This is a genomic window from Alkalibacterium thalassium (genome assembly GCF_900101165.1).
In the GTDB taxonomy this organism is placed as follows: domain Bacteria; phylum Bacillota; class Bacilli; order Lactobacillales; family Carnobacteriaceae_A; genus Alkalibacterium; species Alkalibacterium indicireducens.
Genome location: NZ_FNFK01000010.1, coordinates 1 through 16,994, shown reverse-complemented (window position 1 = coordinate 16,994; position 16,994 = coordinate 1). Strand labels below are relative to the sequence as shown.

Here is a 16,994-nt window from a genome sequence, read left to right as displayed (position 1 = left end):
AACTGATAGAATAACAACAAAATAAGGCCAGTGAAAACTCTTCACTGGCCAATTCTGATATAACCGATCTAAGTGGATGTGATAAGCAGCTGAAAATAAAGATGAGTGCCTATAAGGCCTTGTCTGTCTTTAGTTCCTGCAGGTCTCCCCTATATAGGAAAAAGCTCATTTCCTTATCTAAAAACGGCATGCGTCTGGTGACAGCTCCGATGCGCGTCATCCCTTTAGATTCATAAAATCCATAAGTGCAGCTCGTATCAGTAAACAGACGGAATGTTCTGGCTCCTTCATTTTTCATAAAAGTCAGATAGGAATAGAAGAGATGAGAACCGATGCCTGACTGTCTGGTTGACGCATCAACCGCAAAAAATGTCAGTTCTCCATCGTATGTTTCGTAAGTCTGTTTAAGCAGGGCCTGGTTGACCTGTAAATTTCTTCGGAAAGACTGAACGGCCTGTTTCCCCTCAGAAGTCAGAAGAAGCCTGATCAGATGATAGCTCATATTAAGATAATAGCGCTTTTCTTTAAGTGGAACATCATTTGTTCGCCCCAGAATCAGTCCAACGACCTTTCCGTCTCGGATGGCCACTTGTGAAAAATTATGATGGGCAAGACTGGAATATAGAAATACAGATGCCATATGCAGGGCGTTGCGTGGGGAAACAACTTTCTCGTACTGCCAGGTATCTTTGATCATCTGGGCCGCCTCTGTATAATCTCTTGTTTCAATAGGGCGGTAAATCAGTGTGTCGGCTGACATTTAATTGTCCTTTCTATAGCGTCGTTTGCTTACATTATATCATAAGGACGGGTATGCGCTGAATAAGATAGAACAGTTGAGGCTTGGGAAATGAACGGGCAAGACATCTTTAGGAAAAATTTGGATTTATAGAACAGTACTCGAAGCCGGAATCTGACTATCACTTTATGAGAAAAGTAGTAAGGTATTAAATCCTTATGTCTAATGAGAATGAGAACACTATTAACTGAGACCATTATCATAAATAACACATGTTCTATCTCTTTATTTCACTTCCTCTTTTTGATATAGTTGAATAATGCATTTTTAACCATTGCCTTTAAGCAATGGAGGAGGGAGTAATAATGAGAGAAAGAGAACACTACGGTCTGGGAACGGCCATTTCCATGATCGTTGGAATCAGTATTGGTTCAGGTATATTTTTTAAAGCAGATGAAATTCTGATTGCAACTGGAGGCAGTGTCTGGCTGGGCATTCTGGTTTTCGTTATCGGGGCACTTTGTGTCATATTCGGAAGTATCACATTATCACAACTTGCAAGTCGGTCTTCCATGAGAGGAGGAGTCGTCTCCTACTATGAGGAATTTGTTTCATCAAAAGCAGCGAATGCCTTTGGATGGTTCCAGCTCTATGTCTATTTCCCGACAATCACAGCAGTTGTCAGCTGGGTATCAGGAATTTATACCATTTCTCTGTTTGGTCTGGAGTCCAGTCTGGAACTGCAGACTATTCTAGGATTGATGTACATGACATTCTTCTTTGCTATGAACTATTTTTCATACAAGAGCGGAGGTCGTTTCCAGAATATATCCACAGTTGTTAAAATGATTCCTCTGATTGGAATCGGACTGCTAGGTATTTTCTGGAACCAAAATGCACCGGCTCTTCCTGAAGGAATAGCTCTGGTTGAAAGAAGCAATGTGGGATGGGCATGGCTTGGAGCATTGGCTCCGGTAGCCTTTTCTTTCGATGGATGGATTGTATCTACAACGATCACTCAGGAAGTGAGAAATCACCGTCGCACGATGCCATTGGCTCTGACAATCGGTCCACTTGTTGTTCTTGCTGTGTATCTGGCCTTTTTCCTTGGGCTGATAGCAATCGTTGGAGTGGAATTTATTCTCTCTGCAGGCGAACAGGCAATCGGTCAGGTTGGACAGTCGATATTGGACATCTACGGTGAACGAATACTGACAAGCTTTGTGCTCATATCCATCCTTGGAGTGGTCAATGGGATCAGCTTGGGTTATATTCGCCTGCCTCATACTCTGGCCATGAAAAATATGATGCCGATGAGCGGTCGGATAAGGAATCTGGATGAAGCAAAAGGTCTGTCTCCTTTCGCTGCATTGACAGCTTACGGATTATCTGTCTTCTGGCTTGTCATGCATTACATTACTCAAAGATGGGATATCCTGGCCGGAGGAGATATCAGTGAGATCGCCATCGTATTCAGTTATGTTCTTTATATCATTTTGTATATCAAAGTCATTCAGCTGAAGAAGGAAAAACGCATCACTAGTGTATTCTTAGGTTACGTTGCCCCAGTACTGGGTACGATCGGCTCGCTGGTCATCCTGCTGGGCGGCTGGTTCTCAAATCCGTTTTACATGCCGATCTTCATAGGATTCTCAGCGCTTGTATGTGTACTGGGGTATCTTTACGGCACTAAACATGCGCAGCCTCTCACTAATGAAGGGTAAAACGAGGGGAGATAACATGTTAAGAGAATTTTGTGCTGAAAACTTTCGCAACATACCTGAAGCTATCCGTGCTGGTGCTGACCGGGTGGAATTATGTGACAGGCTGGATGTTGGAGGAACCACCCCTTCTGAACAGGTCCAGAAAGAGGTACTGGCATTCGCTCATCAGCATCAGGCCAAGGTTATAACAATGATCAGGCCACGTGGAGGCAGTTTTGTCTACACGGACAAAGAAAAAGCGATGATGGTTGAATCTGCTGCTCGTTCAGTCGAACTTGGAGCAGACGGAATCGTCTTCGGTGCACTCACGCCAGATGGACAAATCGACTGGCCATTTATCGACAAACTGGTCGAATGCGGCGGAAACAAGGAAACGGTTTTCCATATGGCATTTGACGAGCTCGCCGATACAACTCAGCTGGCTGCAGTTTCAGAACTGATTGGTCATGGAATAAACAGACTGCTGACACGAGGGGCAAAAGCAGGGTCGGCTCTAAAACATTATAAATGGATCAATCAGCTTGTTGAAGAAGCTTCAGGACGTCTTGAAATTCTTGCTGGTGGTGGCCTGACATATAGAAACCTGGCCGAAGCAGCTGAGTTGATTCACACGGACCAGTTCCATGGTACTCAGATCGTTGACATAGATTTAGAAAATAAAAAATAAAAGTGTTGACACGGATTTAGTCCATCTGATAGACTATTAATCAGTCACAACATTAATTAAATTTAAATGAGAACAGTTAGCGTTGAAAAGATAAGTACAGATTAGAGATTCATCTCAGAGAGCTCTCGCCTGGTGAAAGGGAGCATGAGGATCGATCTGGAAAATGGTCTTTGAGCTGAAATGGTGAGTACATGTATGAGCCATTTCCGGGTGCACCCGCTATAGTGCCGCAGTATGCAGAAGCAGACAGGCTTTTAAGTACTGGCAGAGGTTACTTCAGCAATGAAGTGACGAACGAAGGTGGAACCGCGAATAGACCTATTCGCCCTTTTTAAGTTTAGAGACTTGAAAAGGGCGTTTTTTATTGCTCTTTATAATCTGTAGAGTTTCTCTGGACCTATCAGGAAATTATCCCTTTCAGGTTTAGAGACCGTATTAGAACAGGAGTGAACAAAAGTGATTACTTTAAATAAAGTGACCAAGACATTTTTAAACAAAAAACAGCCGTTTGAAGCTGTGAAAGAAACTAATTTAACAATTAACAAAGGAGAAATTTACGGCATAGTCGGGTATTCCGGAGCCGGTAAAAGTACCTTGCTCAGAATGCTTAATGGACTTGAGCGGCCGTCTTCAGGTTCTGTCATCATCGACGACAAGGAACTGTCTCCTCTAGGAAAAAGAGAGTTGAGAAAAGAACGTCAGTCCATCGGTATGATTTTCCAGCATTTCAACTTGCTCTGGAGCCGGACTGTACTGGAAAATATCTGCTTTCCACTTGAAATTGCCGGTGTACCTAAAGCTGAACGGGTAGATCGAGCCAGAGAACTGATCAGCCTGGTCGGATTAAGTGACAAGGAAAAAGCCTATCCTGCACAGTTGTCTGGTGGAGAGAAGCAACGGGTCGGGATTGCCAGAGCACTGGCGAATGACCCGAAAGTCCTGCTCTGTGATGAAGCGACCAGCGCCCTCGATCCTCAGACGACAGATGAAGTGCTTGACCTTCTCGCCAAGATAAATGAGGAACTGAATGTCACGATCGTTCTGATCACTCATGAAATGGAAGTAGTCAGAAAAATCTGTGATCGTGTAGCGGTTATGAACAAAGGTAACATTGTTGAAGAAGGCTCTGTCCTCCAGGTATTCAGAAATCCTCAGGAAGACATTACTAAACGATTTATCCGTCAGGACAGGGAAACAGACAATAAGGAAACACGTCAGGCACTGACTGAACTAAAAAAAGCTTATCCGGACGGTCAAATCATTCAGCTGTTCTTCCAAGGAGACAACATCGGCTCACCAGTGATCACTCAAGTCAGCAGACAATGCGGCTGCGACATCAACATTATTCAAGGGACGATCCAGTCGACACATAACACGCCGGTAGGTACACTGATCATCCAGGTTCTAGGTGACCAGAGCAAGCAAGTACAGGCACTCGAACTGTTCAAAACCTATCCGGTCCAAGTAGAGGTGATTGAATAAAAATGTTAAATCAATTGACAATAGCAGGTATCTTGACAGAATATACCAATTTTGAAACTGTTTCATGGGATAGATTATGGATGGCAACAAAGCAAACGATTTATATGAGCGCCTTGTCAGTCATTGCCGTCTTCGTTCTCGGACTGATACTTGGTCTGATTCTATATGAAACGAGAGACAACCAGACGATCTGGTCAGTAGCCTTATACAAATCAGTATCAGTCATGGTCAACATTTTCCGGTCGATTCCGTTTATTATCCTGATCGTTCTGCTGATTCCCTTTACACGGGTGGTCGTCGGCAGCATTACAGGACCAACTGCAGGACTTCCTGCCCTGATTTTATCAGCTGCACCGTTCTATGCACGGCTGGTGGAAACGGGACTCAGAGAAGTGGATAAAGGCGTGATCGAAGCAGCGGAAGCGATGGGTGCGTCTAAATTTGAACTCATCATGAAAGTGTATATTCCGGAAAGCCTGCCTTCCATCATTTCCGGGATTACAGTTACGGCGATCAGTCTCGTCGGTTACACGGCGATGGCTGGGGTGATTGGAGCAGGAGGCTTAGGGAATCTGGCTTATCTGGAAGGTTTCCAGCGAGGAAGGGCGACCGTCACATTAGTGTCCACATTAGTAATTTTACTCATTGTTTTTGTTATCCAGTTTATAGGGGACCGTTGGGTTTCTTATATTGATAAAAGATAAAAAATAGAGAATAGGGGAGAAATATATTATGAAAAAAGCAATCAGACTAGGTTTATTGAGCAGTGCATTCTTACTGGCAGCATGCGGGAATGGAAATGGCGATACAGCTGGAGACAGCCCGGAGCCGGCAGAAGACAATGGAACTGAAACAACAGAAGAGGCAACTGAAGAGTCTCAGGTTCTGAGAGTCGGGGCGACCAATGTGCCTCACGCAGAAATCCTGGAATTCATTCAGCCGACACTGGCAGAAGAAGGCATTGAACTGAAGATCGAAACGTATAATGACTACGTTATACCGAATCTAGCTCTTTCTGATGGGGATATCGATGCCAACTACTTCCAGCACGTGCCGTATTTTGAAACACAAGTAGAAGAAAACGACTTTGACTTCGCCAATGCAGGTGGGATTCATATCGAACCTCTAGGAGCATACTCAAACCGTCACGACAGCCTGGAAGATCTGCCTGAAGGGGCAACGATTCTTGCCAGCAGCAGTGTTGCCGATCACGGACGTATTCTGGGTATTCTTCAGGATGCCGGGCTGATCACAGTAGACGACTCGATCGATCTGATTGACGCATCGTTCGATGATATTGTAGAAAATGAACGAAACCTTCAGTTCGAATATGAATACGATGCAGCGCTGATGACGACATTGTACGCTCAGGACGAAGGAGATGTGTTCTTCATCAACTCAAACTTTGCAGTGGATCAGGACATCAGTCCAGTTGAAGAAGCAATCGCTCTGGAAAGCAGTTCGTCGCCGTATGCCAATATCGTTGCAGTACGTTCAGAAGACGAAGACAGCGAGCTGATTGCCCGTTTGGTTGAAGTGCTTAGAGCAGAAGAAACTCAGGAATTCATTCTGGACACTTGGGATGGTGCGGTTCTACCAGTTGACGAATAAAAAATAAAGAGTTTAAGATTGTTCTAAAATTACTGCATATGACTTTACTTGTTCCAACTAGTGGTCAATACTATGACTAGAAAGAATCAAAGCAGCTGACGAAAGGGAGAATGGAATGAGTAAAGTTTACATCGCAGGAGCAAAACGAACACCCATTGGATCATTTTTAGGCGCACTTAAAGATGTGTCGGCCTCCGATTTAGGCAGTTACGCAATAAAAGGTGTGCTGGAACAGAGCAAAATCGATCAGAAGGACATCGATGAAGTTGTTCTGGGAAATGTACTGCCGGCTGGACAGGGACAAGGTGTCGCTCGTCAGGCAGCAATCAAGGCAGGAATTCAAGTTGACGTTCCAGCGTATTCATTGAATATGGTCTGCGGAAGTGGATTAAAATCGGTAATGAACGCTTATCTGGGAATTAAAGCCGGTGAATATCGAGCGATCATTGCAGGGGGCACAGAATCAATGAGTCAGGCACCCTACCTAATTCCAGGCAGCACCCGTAGTGGTCAAAAAATGGGCGGTTATAAAGTGGGAGACCACATGCTAGATGATGCCTTAACAGATGCTTTTGAAGGCTATCATATGGGAGTGACGGCAGAGAATATCGTTGAACGATACAATCTGACTCGAGAAGATCAGGATCACTTTGCCTACACATCTCAAAAGAGAGCGATCGAAGCGATAGACAAGGGGGCCTTCAATAATGAAATCATTCCAGTGGAGACTAAAGTCCGTAGAGAAACGGTTACTGTCGACACAGACGAATACCCCAATCGTAATACGACAGAAGAAAAACTGAACAGCCTAAGACCGGCTTTCAAAAAAGACGGGTCCGTTACAGCCGGGAATGCCTCCGGAATCAATGACGGGGCCAGCGCAACTCTGATCGTTGGGGAAGACTACCTGACTGAAAATAATCTGACTCCCCTCGTTGAAATCGTCGGGATAGGTCAAGGAGGCGTTGATCCTTCAGTTATGGGTCTAGGACCAACTCCAGCTATCAAGCAGGCAGTCAAGCGTGCAGGAATAAGTTTTGAAGACATCGATGTATTCGAGCTGAATGAAGCATTTGCCAGTCAGAGTCTGGGTGTCATCAAAGAAATATCGGATGAATTTGGAGTAGACAAAGACTATATGCTTGAACGGACAAACCTCAATGGAGGAGCTGTTGCGCTTGGTCATCCAGTTGGTGCCAGTGGGAACCGTATTCTGGTCACACTTGTTCATCTGATGAAGCAGCGTGGACTGACATACGGTCTGGCGTCATTATGCATCGGTGGAGGCATGGGAGTAGCTGTTCTGGTTAAAAATACAGATAATGAATATTAATAGTTGACACCGTTATATTTTCCATATATGATTTATTTAACGTAATTCCGAAAGAAGTCTCCCACTTCTAAACGTATGGGTACGAAGCACCAGTGAAAGTGGGAGATGAATTTCGGTCAAGCGATAGCTTGAAGTCGCGAACTTCCGTTTCATTTGGTATACTTCTTGTGTAGACGAAAACCAAGTCTATACTTAGGCGATAACCAAGCCTACTAAGTATTCCTTGGCATTAGCCAAGTAAAAGAAAACCTATGAGGCAGGGACTGCCTTTTGAGCCTACCCATATCCGATTCCTCTGTCTGCATGAATTTTGTGCAAACAAGAATGGAGTTCGTAGGAAGCTCCCACTTCAAAATCCAAAGGATTTAAGTGGTGGGTAGTTCACCAAGTAAATAGTCTTCAGGGCAGGGTGCAAGTCCCTACCGGTGGTAAAGCCCACGAGCCGCAAGGCAGATTCGGTTAGATTCCGAAGCCGACAGTATAGTCTGGATGAAAGAAGACAAGTATATGCACAATTGGACTTTCAAGAGGATAACTAGGCCTTTTCAAAGTGCAGATTGAGATGACCTTTCAAGCCCTGGAATAGTTTATTCCAGGGTTTTTCTTATGTAGGTCCAGCCGTCCAGTTTGACTGGCGATTCTCTGTGACTACCATGTGTATAACTGATCAAATTTTTTCAAGCCCTGAATCTTAATTGATTCGGGGTTTTTTAATGAGGTGAAAAAGTGACAACGGACGAAAGCTATATGAAAAGGGCATTATATTTAGCAGCGCAAGCGAAGGGGCATACTTCTCCTAATCCTATGGTAGGGGCTGTCATAGTAAAAGACGGGCGAATCATCGGCGAAGGGTATCATCATCAGGCTGGAGAACCGCATGCAGAAGTCAATGCGATCAACTCTGCGGATGAACCAGTAGAAGGGGCAACGATATATGTCACGCTTGAACCGTGTTCTCATTATGGCCGCACGCCGCCATGTTCGGATCTGATTATCGACAAAAAGCTGAAGAGAGTAGTTGTAGCCGCGCTCGATCCGAACCCGGTCGTTTCTGGAAGCGGCATTGAGCGTATAAGAAATGCAGGAATTGAAGTGGTGACAGGCGTTCTTGAGGAAGAAAGTAGAAAGTTGAACGAAGTGTTCAACTATTTTATTACTACTAGAAGTCCCTTTGTCGTAATGAAATACGCAATGACACTTGATGGAAAAATAGCTACGGAAACTGGAGAGTCGAAATGGATCTCATCGGTTGCATCAAGAAATCATGCGCATCATTTAAGAGGGCAGCTCAGCGGGATAATGGTTGGAATAGGAACGATCTTGAAGGATGATCCCCGATTGACCTGTCGGGTTGATGGACTACCTCAGCCAGTGCGTATTGTTATGGACAGTCAATTGAAAATCCCTATGGACGCAAGAGTCCTGACTGAGCAGAATAAAGCGGAGACATTGATACTGACGACTGATCAAGCACCTTCGGCAAAAAAAGAGGCACTTGAAAAAAGAGGTGTGATGGTTAAGATTGTCAAGGAATCTGACGGACATGTCGATCTGGACGAAGCCATGCGCATCATCGGGGAATATGGCGTAGACAGCCTTCTGCTTGAAGGGGGAGGAACCCTCAATGGAGCTGCGTTGAAAGCTGGAATTGTACACAAACTTTCCGTTTACATTGCACCTAAGCTCCTTGGTGGAGCAGAAGCGATATCTCCAGTCATGGGACATGGGGTCCAGCACGTGACCGATGCCTACAAAGTGAAATCAGTTGAAACAACTAGGATTGAAGACGATTTGCATATTGAAGCTTATATAGATAGGAGTGAAAATTAAATGTTTACAGGAATTGTTGAAGAAATAGGAGTAATCAAAGCCATAAAAAAAGGTGCTAAATCAAGCGAATTGACTATTAAAGCAGAGAAAGTTCTGGAAGATGCAGCCATAGGAGACAGTATATTGACTAATGGCGTGTGTCTGACGATCACAACTTTCGAAAAAACATTTTTCACAGCTGATGTCATGTCAGAAACACTTGACAGAACAACATTAGGAACGCTGACTTCCGGTAGCCGCATCAATCTTGAGCGTGCGCTGACGCTTCAGACCAGACTAGGTGGCCATATGGTCAGCGGACACATCGACGGAACAGGAGTCATTACTCATTTCAGAAAAGACGATAATGCGGTCTGGGTCACAGTCGGTGCCTCCAGGAACCTGCTGAAATACATTATCGAAAAGGGATCCATAGCAATCGACGGCATCAGTCTGACGGTCGCAGCTGTATCAGATAATGACTTTCAAGTATCGATCATCCCACATACGTCTGAGCAAACCACATTGCTGAGCCATTCAATCGGCGACAAGGTCAATCTTGAATGCGACATGATCGGAAAATATGTAGAAAAGCTGATGGGCCTGGCTCCAAAGAGCGAGACGAAGTTAAAACTGAGCGAAGACTTTCTGCAGACTAACGGGTTTTTATAGATAGAAAGAAACAGGAGTGAGGGCATGTTCAATAAAATTGAAGAATTACTGGAAGATCTGAAACAGGGGAAAAATGTCATTATCGTAGATGATGAAGACAGAGAAAACGAGGGAGACATCGTCTGTGCAGCAGAATTCGCGACAGCTGAAAATGTCAACTTTATGGCCAAGTATGCCAGGGGGCTTATCTGTATGCCTATGACTAAGGACTATACGAAGAAACTGGGCCTGTCTCAAATGAGTCTGTACAATACGGATGATCACACGACAGCCTTTACAGTCTCCATCGATCATATAGATACCACTACAGGAATATCAGCTGGCGAGCGCTCACTGACCGCTATGAAGACAGTGGATGATGACAGCCGTCCGGAAGATTTTAAACGTCCTGGTCATATGTTTCCACTTGAAGCGGTTGACGGGGGTGTGCTGGCAAGAAATGGCCATACGGAAGCCACTGTAGATCTGATGAGACTCGCCGGTCTGAAACCGGTCGGCTTGTGCTGTGAAATCATGAATGATGACGGGAGCATGGCCAGACGTGATGATCTTGTGGCTTTTGCAGAAGAACACGATATGAAAATGGCAACGATCAGTGAACTGATCGAATACCGGAAAGCCAATGAACAGGTTATTTTCCGGGAATCAAAAGCCAAGCTGCCGACAAAATTCGGTGAATTCGATATTTATGTGTATGAACATAAATTTACCGGTGAACATCATGTCGCGCTTGTCAAAGGAGATATATCAGATGGGGAACCTGTTCTCTGTCGCATCCATTCGGAATGTCTAACTGGGGATGTGTTCGGATCTAAAAAGTGTGACTGCGGTCAGCAGCTCGATTCTGCCATGGAAAAAATTGCAGAAGAAGGCAGAGGCGTGCTTCTATACATGAGACAGGAAGGCCGCGGAATCGGACTGGTCAACAAGATCAAAGCATATGCGCTGCAGGATCAGGGGCACGATACCATTCAGGCCAATGTTCTGCTAGGCTTCCCGATAGATGCCAGGGAGTACTACGAATGCAAGCAGATATTTGATGATCTTGGTGTCAGCAGACTTAATCTGATGACCAACAATCCCCTCAAGATATCAAGTCTGGATCAGTACGGGCTGAAAGTCGAAAAGCGGGTACCGATACAGATGACGCCCTTCGATGAAGACAAGGAGTATCTGCGCACGAAAAAAGAAAAAATGGGACACTATTTAGAATATTAAAAAATGAATCTGGAGGAACAGAATTATGAATAAGATTGAAGGACAGTTAATTGCACAGGATTTAAAAATGGGAATCGTCGTGGGACGCTTCAATGACTTTATCGGGTCAAGACTGCTTGATGGGGCTGTAGATGCATTAGTCAGACACGGAATGGAAGAGTCGGATATCGACGTTGCCTGGGTACCTGGAGCATATGAAATCCCATTAGTAGCGAAAACAATGGCGGCATCCGGAAAGTATGATGCAGTGGTTACTCTTGGTGCAGTGATCAGAGGTGCAACCTCTCACTACGACCATGTCTGTGGAGAAGTATCCAAGGGAGTGGCTTCAGCATCAGACATGACAGGTGTACCTGTCATGTTCGGCGTGCTGACAGTCGATACGATCGAACAGGCTATTGAACGTGCCGGAACAAAAGCTGGTAACAAGGGTGGAGAAGTAGCCGTTGGAGCAATCGAAATGGCCAACCTCATGAAAAAATTGAAATGAAGAATGAATTGAGTCACGTCAGAACAATCATTTTTGATTATGACGGTACGCTTCATGACAGCAGTAAAATATACATTCCCGCGTTTAAACGCGCATACAAGTATCTTGTGAAGAATAACAAAGCAGAAGAAAAAAACTGGTCAGATGAAGAAATTACCCAATGGCTGGGCTACAGCAAGCAGGAAATGTGGGAGCTGTTCATGCCCGACCTCGATCCGGAATTTCGTCAGGATGCATCTGGACTTATCGGTAAAACGATGCTTGAAATGATTCAGAGAAATGAAGCCCGGTGGTATGCAGGCGCAGTTGACACTCTTCAGTATCTCAAAGATCAGGGATATACCCTGATTTTCTTAAGCAACTGCTCAATCAGTTACATGGAGATGCATGCCCAACAGTTTGGACTGAATGACTATTTTAAGAGACTGTACTGTACGGAACAGTTCAACTTCAGGAAATCAAAGAAAGATATCGTTAAACTGCTAAAACAGGACTTTGAAGGAGATATTGTTGTGATAGGCGACCGATTCCAGGATATCGAAACAGCTGAACTTGAAGGAGTCTACGCTATAGGATGCACCTATGGCTTCGGAAAACGTGAGGAACTCGAAGGAGCAGATCTGCTCATCTCCTATATAGGGGAACTTAGAAACTATTTATAATAAAAGAAGTGATGCCCGGTCTCTTTCAGACGGCCGCATCACTTCTTTTATATGAATATAAACAGGAAACCGGCTGAAATTACCCCCGTCAGAAAGCCTTCTAGATTTCCTTCTCTTTCAGACGGAAGCTCATGCTTAATGACATTCAGTGTCATCGCGCCCGCTACAAAAGCTTCAACACTTCCAAATATATACTCTGGAAAATCAGAAAATACCCCGATTCCGAACCCGACAATAATAGCCAGGGAAAGAATATACCGACCGTACTGATCATATACAGATTCATGGTGATGTCTGAGCCCCCAGTCATTCGTCACAAAATGAAGAGCAAAAGCAATAAAGAATACAACTAATGTGGCATCCGGTTCTCGCCTTTCTGTCAGAAGGTAGCCGATCATGGTATTGTATAAAGAAAAGAAGGCAATGTGGGCCCAGAACAGGCGGGATTCAATCAAGTTGGGATTGGTCTGCTCTTTAGTTTCATAAGCGCGTGCAATCAGACGGTCCATCGCATAAAAAACGGTTAGACCAAGCAAGGCAATGATATATAAGGCATAGTGCAGCATGTGTCCTTCCAGCCAGCGTATTTCCTGTTCAGCCAGTTCCTGGGTGTGTGCAACTTGGGGCCACAGGTGGATAAAGACATAGGCGATTCCCACACCAGCAGAAAACGAAATGAATCGTCTTAATAAAGCTTTCGGTAATGATATGTATATAGATAAGAAATGAATCAGCACGAAGCTGACAGCCAAAATTAAAGGTATCCACATAATCAGTTGAGCTGTTTGAGACAGCTGTCCTCTCTTTCTTCCAGTCTATCTTTATGTAATACTCAAAGTGTACACTATTCGTCATATATTTTCAGTAGGGAACACTAAAATAGTCAACGGTCGTTAATAGAGATTAAAGTCAATTTAGAGTATGATTGACTTAGGACAATTGAGGAAGCAGGTGTGACATGATCAGTAAAGGGAATACGGAAAGGACGGACTCTATTACTGAATGGGTGCTGGTAACTGATCCTGTAAGAGACGATGTGAAAAAAGAGACCGATAAATTTTCAGCAGATTTGGATATTTCCTCTCTCTTGGAAGATAGGACAGTGTCCTACTATAGTTGCCTGAAGGATCATTACGGGCAACGTGTGTCTGTACTGCACCTCCCTGTTTTTAACGATCTGGAAAGTAATCATCTTGCAGATACATCCACAACACTTACGTTCATTTTTTCAATGGCATCTGTTTTAGTCGTACTGAACGGGTATTCAGACGAAGGGTTGCTTGATAAGCTCAATTCAGACCGATCGCCTCATCAGGTAATGATGGATCTGATAGTCAGTATGTATATTGCGGTGGACAATCGAATGGACCGATTAAGCCAGAACATCCGTGAGGCGAAGTCGGAAACTGTAGAAAAAGCCAATAGAGAAGTGCTGTTGAGTCTGGCTGATATCGAACAGGAAATGGTTATCTTTTCTAAACGGCTTGAAGATTATGGTGAAACCTTTCATCAGTGGTTATCAGATTCAACGATAGAGAGAACATGTACTCACCAAGAGAGAGAAAACGTGAGACTCCTTATACGTAAAAGTCTCTTCAACAGTCAGCTATATAAAGAACTGATTGAATCCACAAGTGGACTTCTCTCGGACAGCATCGATAACCGATTGAACAGCATCATGGAATTTCTTGAATCAATCGCCCTGGTCATATCCATTCCGACCCTTATTTTCAGCTTGTTCGGGATGAATACCGGGGGATTGGTCGGCCGGCAGTCCCCATTTGGAACGATTGTTGTTATCCTGATATCAGTCCTTCTTGGAGCAGCAGTGGCAATTTATCTGAGAAGGAAAAAATACTTGTGAAGAATTATGCTCATGCTTGAGATTACTGATTTATTGGAGTAAAGTGAAAGAAGAGATAATTAATTGAGGAGGAATAGACTATGAACGGCAATAAATTAAGAAAATCTTCAGATGATCGAGTTATTTCAGGCGTATGTGGAGGAATTGCAGAGTTTTTCGGTATTTCGTCACTGGCTGTCAGACTGATTTTCCTGATCCTTCCATCAAACCTGCTTCTGTACATCATTTTGGCCATGATAATGCCTGAAGATTACTAAAAAGGCATCACAGAAATGTTCATGTACACAGAATCGTTTAACTGACCTGGGAATTGATAGATACCAATTTAAATACGCTAAAGCAGTGAAGTTTGTTCCATATTTAATGGCACCTCATTGCTTTTTTTGTTGCAGAAAAGAAGCTCGGGAAAGTTTCTGCTTATGGATAACTTTTGTGTTCTAACTTTCATTAGGTAGCTGTCATGCTGACAGCTGCCATCCAATTAAAGATTCTGTTTGTGACGAAAGCAATAGTTGGATCTTATGCCCAACTCGGAGGGAGAAAGCGTGTCGAGTTGGTCGCAAAATGGATCTTATGTCCAACTCGGAGGTAGAAAGCGTGTCGAGTTGGTCGCAAAATGGATCTTATGTCCAACTCGGAGGGAGAAAGCGTGTCGAGTTGGTTGCAAAACGGATCTTATGCCCAACTCGGAGGTAGAAAGCGTGTCGAGTTTGTCGCAAAACGGATCTTATGTCCAACTCGACACCTCCATACCCAGCGAGCTGACACTTTTTCCCCAAAAAAATCTCCCAATCCCCCAAATCACTGGAAGTATCCAACTACTCCAAATCAGAACAAGCAAATACCCCGTTGGATCAAGGAACTTTACTTCCTCAATAAAACAGGGCGTAAAGATCACAAAACATTGCTATCAAAGAAACGAGTTTTATCCATAACTATTGCCATCAGGGTTCGCTAAGGATGAACCCTTCCCAATTTCCTCATCTGACAGAAAAAAAGCAAAGTGAAAACAACTTCGGTACCGATCAGGACTTACATAATCAGCAGAAGAGCACCGGTCATCATAATTAAGGAGATGATGATGCTTACTGAGGACAGAAAACTGGCTAAGGACCGCTTATTGCCGTAAATTATCATATTAATAGTAGAAACTGTTCCGATCGGTGCCAAGGCAACGAGTACTAATGAGATACGGACCAATTCTGGCAGTGGTAGGACCAGGAAAAATATAGCGGCGACTAGGCTACCGATAATATACCGGGTAGCCAGGAGCTGTCTGACTCGCTTGAACGATACTGAGTCGATGCGTATTTCTAGATACAAGCCGACCATGAACATGGACAAGAAAGCATTCCCGCTTGAAAAGAGTCTGAAAACTAACAGCATTTCTTCTGTCAGAACAATACCGATAAGTGCAAGAAGAAACATGACAATATAAGTAGTGAAAGAAGGGGATCGGAACAACCTCAAGATCCTTCTGATATAACCATCGTTCGAGTGATTCTGTCCGGTCATTTTATCGACGATCATTGGGGATCCGCCGAACAGCATGAGTGCATTTCCCATGTCAAAGCTACCTATATAAGGAATGGCTGCCGGGAAAAACCCCTGGACAAAAGGGATAGTAAAGTTGCCAATATTGTATCCAGCCTGACTGAACATCATCAGGGACTGAAGTGGGGCTTCTTTATTACGCCATAAAAAGCCACCCAGGGTGACAAGAGCGATATTCGTGAGGAGACCGAGAGAGATCATGATAAACAAAATAGGTTCTACTGAAACCCCGTTAAATCCGACAACAATCGTCGCAGGAAGGGTCAGGTTAAGTATGATTTTCTGCAGGGCTACTCCGTCAGTTGATCTCAGTATTTTAGCTTGTTTGAATAAGTAGGCCACTAGTATGACCAGTAAAAATTGAAAAGACTGTAAAAGGACTGCCAGCACAGTTAATCTCCACCTTTCTATATGCAACAACAGTATACCATTATCAGTCATGTCTTGTGAAAGGGAATTCATAGTTAAATATGGAGTAGAATAAGTCAATTCGCTTTGATTGCCAAACTAATAATCTGCTATACTATTTCTGAAAAGGGGAATGAATATGGAACAATCTGCAGAAAGATGGAAAGTGCTGCTCGGCGGTGTCATGATGCAGCTATGTATTGGAGGGATCTACACGTGGAGTTTGTTTAACCAGTCATTAGTCGATGCCTTCGGATGGGAGAGAACAGAAGTTTATACGGCCTATTCTCTTATCGTATTTATTTTCGCATTTGTCACCATTTTTTCTGGGCGACTTAAAGCGGTACGCGAGCTGGGTTCAGAACGTCGTGAGACAGTTCGGTCCCTATCCGTCGCGGGCGTTGGAGATTTGAAGAGAGCTATCCTTAGTACGAGAGGACCGGGATGGACACACCGCTGGTGTACCAGTTGTCCTGCCAAGGGCATCGCTGGGTAGCTATCTGTGGACGGGATAAGCGCTGAAAGCATCTAAGCGTGAAGCCCCCTTTAAGATGAGATCTCCCATTCCTATAAGGAAGTAAGACCCCTGAGAGACGATCAGGTAGATAGGCTAGAAGTGGAAGTGCAGCAATGTATGGAGCGGACTAGTACTAATCGGTCGAGGACTTAACCACAAACGTAGGTTAGGGTACTTTCGGTGAAGGTTTCAAGCAAGCAAATGTGTTGAACAACTATCTAGTTTTCAGAGAACAACGTTCTCT

Annotated in this window: 16 protein-coding genes, 1 riboswitch and 2 other annotated features; of the genes, 13 read left to right on the top strand and 3 right to left on the bottom strand. The window is 44.1% G+C overall.

Annotation, left to right across the window (positions count from 1 at the left end):
* Positions 1-109: 109 nt before the first annotated feature.
* Entirely contained in the window at positions 110-760 is a 651-nt protein-coding gene (locus tag BLR76_RS03990; RefSeq protein WP_091265752.1) for a GNAT family N-acetyltransferase, read from the bottom strand.
* Between the two features lie 344 nt (positions 761-1,104).
* Between BLR76_RS03990 and BLR76_RS03985 the strand changes: the two genes are divergently transcribed.
* From BLR76_RS03985 to BLR76_RS03935, 11 genes are all read left to right on the top strand, one after another.
* Positions 1,105-2,463 (top strand): APC family permease, encoded by a 1,359-nt coding sequence (locus tag BLR76_RS03985; RefSeq protein ID WP_176759601.1) that lies wholly within the window; start codon positions 1,105-1,107, stop codon positions 2,461-2,463.
* Between the two features lie 16 nt (positions 2,464-2,479).
* Entirely contained in the window at positions 2,480-3,130 is a 651-nt protein-coding gene (locus BLR76_RS03980; protein WP_176759600.1) for a copper homeostasis protein CutC, read from the top strand.
* 73 nt (positions 3,131-3,203) lie between these two features.
* Positions 3,204-3,463: a binding site (T-box leader), on the top strand.
* A 123-nt stretch (positions 3,464-3,586) separates the two neighbouring features.
* Positions 3,587-4,612, top strand: coding sequence for a methionine ABC transporter ATP-binding protein (locus BLR76_RS03975; protein WP_091265745.1), 1,026 nt, complete (start codon positions 3,587-3,589; stop codon positions 4,610-4,612).
* A 2-nt stretch (positions 4,613-4,614) separates the two neighbouring features.
* Positions 4,615-5,316, top strand: coding sequence for a methionine ABC transporter permease (locus BLR76_RS03970; protein ID WP_091265740.1), 702 nt, complete (start codon positions 4,615-4,617; stop codon positions 5,314-5,316).
* Between the two features lie 28 nt (positions 5,317-5,344).
* Positions 5,345-6,223 (top strand): MetQ/NlpA family ABC transporter substrate-binding protein, encoded by an 879-nt coding sequence (locus tag BLR76_RS03965; protein WP_091265738.1) that lies wholly within the window; start codon positions 5,345-5,347, stop codon positions 6,221-6,223.
* Between the two features lie 115 nt (positions 6,224-6,338).
* A complete protein-coding gene (locus BLR76_RS03960) occupies positions 6,339-7,556 on the top strand; it encodes an acetyl-CoA C-acetyltransferase (RefSeq protein ID WP_091265735.1) in 1,218 nt (405 codons plus the stop codon).
* A gap of 391 nt (positions 7,557-7,947) precedes the next feature.
* Positions 7,948-8,061: riboswitch (FMN riboswitch) on the top strand.
* A gap of 221 nt (positions 8,062-8,282) precedes the next feature.
* Positions 8,283-9,386, top strand: coding sequence for a bifunctional diaminohydroxyphosphoribosylaminopyrimidine deaminase/5-amino-6-(5-phosphoribosylamino)uracil reductase RibD (gene ribD / locus BLR76_RS03955; RefSeq protein ID WP_245683022.1), 1,104 nt, complete (start codon positions 8,283-8,285; stop codon positions 9,384-9,386).
* Complete coding sequence (locus BLR76_RS03950) at positions 9,387-10,037, top strand: riboflavin synthase (protein ID WP_091265730.1); 651 nt, start codon at positions 9,387-9,389, stop codon at positions 10,035-10,037.
* A 24-nt stretch (positions 10,038-10,061) separates the two neighbouring features.
* Positions 10,062-11,255: a bifunctional 3,4-dihydroxy-2-butanone-4-phosphate synthase/GTP cyclohydrolase II gene (locus tag BLR76_RS03945; RefSeq protein ID WP_091265727.1), complete on the top strand. Its 1,194-nt coding sequence runs from the start codon at positions 10,062-10,064 to the stop codon at positions 11,253-11,255.
* Positions 11,256-11,280: 25 nt separating this feature from the next.
* Positions 11,281-11,745, top strand: a complete 465-nt coding sequence (gene ribH, locus BLR76_RS03940; protein WP_091265724.1) for a 6,7-dimethyl-8-ribityllumazine synthase — start codon at positions 11,281-11,283, stop codon at positions 11,743-11,745.
* Positions 11,742-12,407, top strand: a complete 666-nt coding sequence (locus tag BLR76_RS03935) for an HAD family hydrolase (protein ID WP_091265722.1) — start codon at positions 11,742-11,744, stop codon at positions 12,405-12,407. Before ribH ends, BLR76_RS03935 begins: the two co-directional genes overlap by 4 nt.
* A gap of 47 nt (positions 12,408-12,454) precedes the next feature.
* Here BLR76_RS03935 and BLR76_RS03930 read toward each other — a convergent pair whose 3' ends face one another.
* Positions 12,455-13,177 carry a hypothetical protein gene (locus tag BLR76_RS03930; protein WP_143009184.1) on the bottom strand — a complete coding sequence of 241 codons (723 nt, stop codon included), beginning with the start codon at positions 13,175-13,177 and terminating at the stop codon, positions 12,455-12,457.
* Positions 13,178-13,365: 188 nt separating this feature from the next.
* On the opposite strand from BLR76_RS03930, the gene BLR76_RS03925 reads away from it, so the two are divergent.
* A complete protein-coding gene (locus tag BLR76_RS03925; protein ID WP_091265718.1) occupies positions 13,366-14,271 on the top strand; it encodes a CorA family divalent cation transporter in 906 nt (301 codons plus the stop codon).
* A gap of 80 nt (positions 14,272-14,351) precedes the next feature.
* On the top strand, positions 14,352-14,528 hold the full coding sequence (locus BLR76_RS03920) for a PspC domain-containing protein (RefSeq protein WP_091265713.1): 177 nt from the start codon (positions 14,352-14,354) through the stop codon (positions 14,526-14,528).
* A gap of 775 nt (positions 14,529-15,303) precedes the next feature.
* Here BLR76_RS03920 and BLR76_RS03910 read toward each other — a convergent pair.
* The gene (locus BLR76_RS03910; RefSeq protein ID WP_091265707.1) at positions 15,304-16,215 is read right to left on the bottom strand and encodes an AEC family transporter; all 912 of its coding nucleotides are present in this window, start codon (positions 16,213-16,215) and stop codon (positions 15,304-15,306) included.
* An 88-nt stretch (positions 16,216-16,303) separates the two neighbouring features.
* Positions 16,304-16,906: a sequence feature (23S ribosomal RNA rRNA prediction is too short), on the top strand.
* Positions 16,907-16,994: the final 88 nt, after the last annotated feature.

Coding starts and splice junctions, on each gene's coding strand:
- BLR76_RS03990 (WP_091265752.1), bottom strand. CDS start 760: ATGTCAGCCGACACACTGATTTACCGCCCTATTGAAACAAGAGATTAT.
- BLR76_RS03985 (WP_176759601.1), top strand. CDS start 1,105: ATGAGAGAAAGAGAACACTACGGTCTGGGAACGGCCATTTCCATGATC.
- BLR76_RS03980 (WP_176759600.1), top strand. CDS start 2,480: ATGTTAAGAGAATTTTGTGCTGAAAACTTTCGCAACATACCTGAAGCT.
- BLR76_RS03970 (WP_091265740.1), top strand. CDS start 4,615: ATGTTAAATCAATTGACAATAGCAGGTATCTTGACAGAATATACCAAT.
- BLR76_RS03965 (WP_091265738.1), top strand. CDS start 5,345: ATGAAAAAAGCAATCAGACTAGGTTTATTGAGCAGTGCATTCTTACTG.
- BLR76_RS03960 (WP_091265735.1), top strand. CDS start 6,339: ATGAGTAAAGTTTACATCGCAGGAGCAAAACGAACACCCATTGGATCA.
- BLR76_RS03950 (WP_091265730.1), top strand. CDS start 9,387: ATGTTTACAGGAATTGTTGAAGAAATAGGAGTAATCAAAGCCATAAAA.
- BLR76_RS03945 (WP_091265727.1), top strand. CDS start 10,062: ATGTTCAATAAAATTGAAGAATTACTGGAAGATCTGAAACAGGGGAAA.
- ribH (WP_091265724.1), top strand. CDS start 11,281: ATGAATAAGATTGAAGGACAGTTAATTGCACAGGATTTAAAAATGGGA.
- BLR76_RS03935 (WP_091265722.1), top strand. CDS start 11,742: ATGAAGAATGAATTGAGTCACGTCAGAACAATCATTTTTGATTATGAC.
- BLR76_RS03930 (WP_143009184.1), bottom strand. CDS start 13,177: ATGTGGATACCTTTAATTTTGGCTGTCAGCTTCGTGCTGATTCATTTC.
- BLR76_RS03925 (WP_091265718.1), top strand. CDS start 13,366: ATGATCAGTAAAGGGAATACGGAAAGGACGGACTCTATTACTGAATGG.
- BLR76_RS03920 (WP_091265713.1), top strand. CDS start 14,352: ATGAACGGCAATAAATTAAGAAAATCTTCAGATGATCGAGTTATTTCA.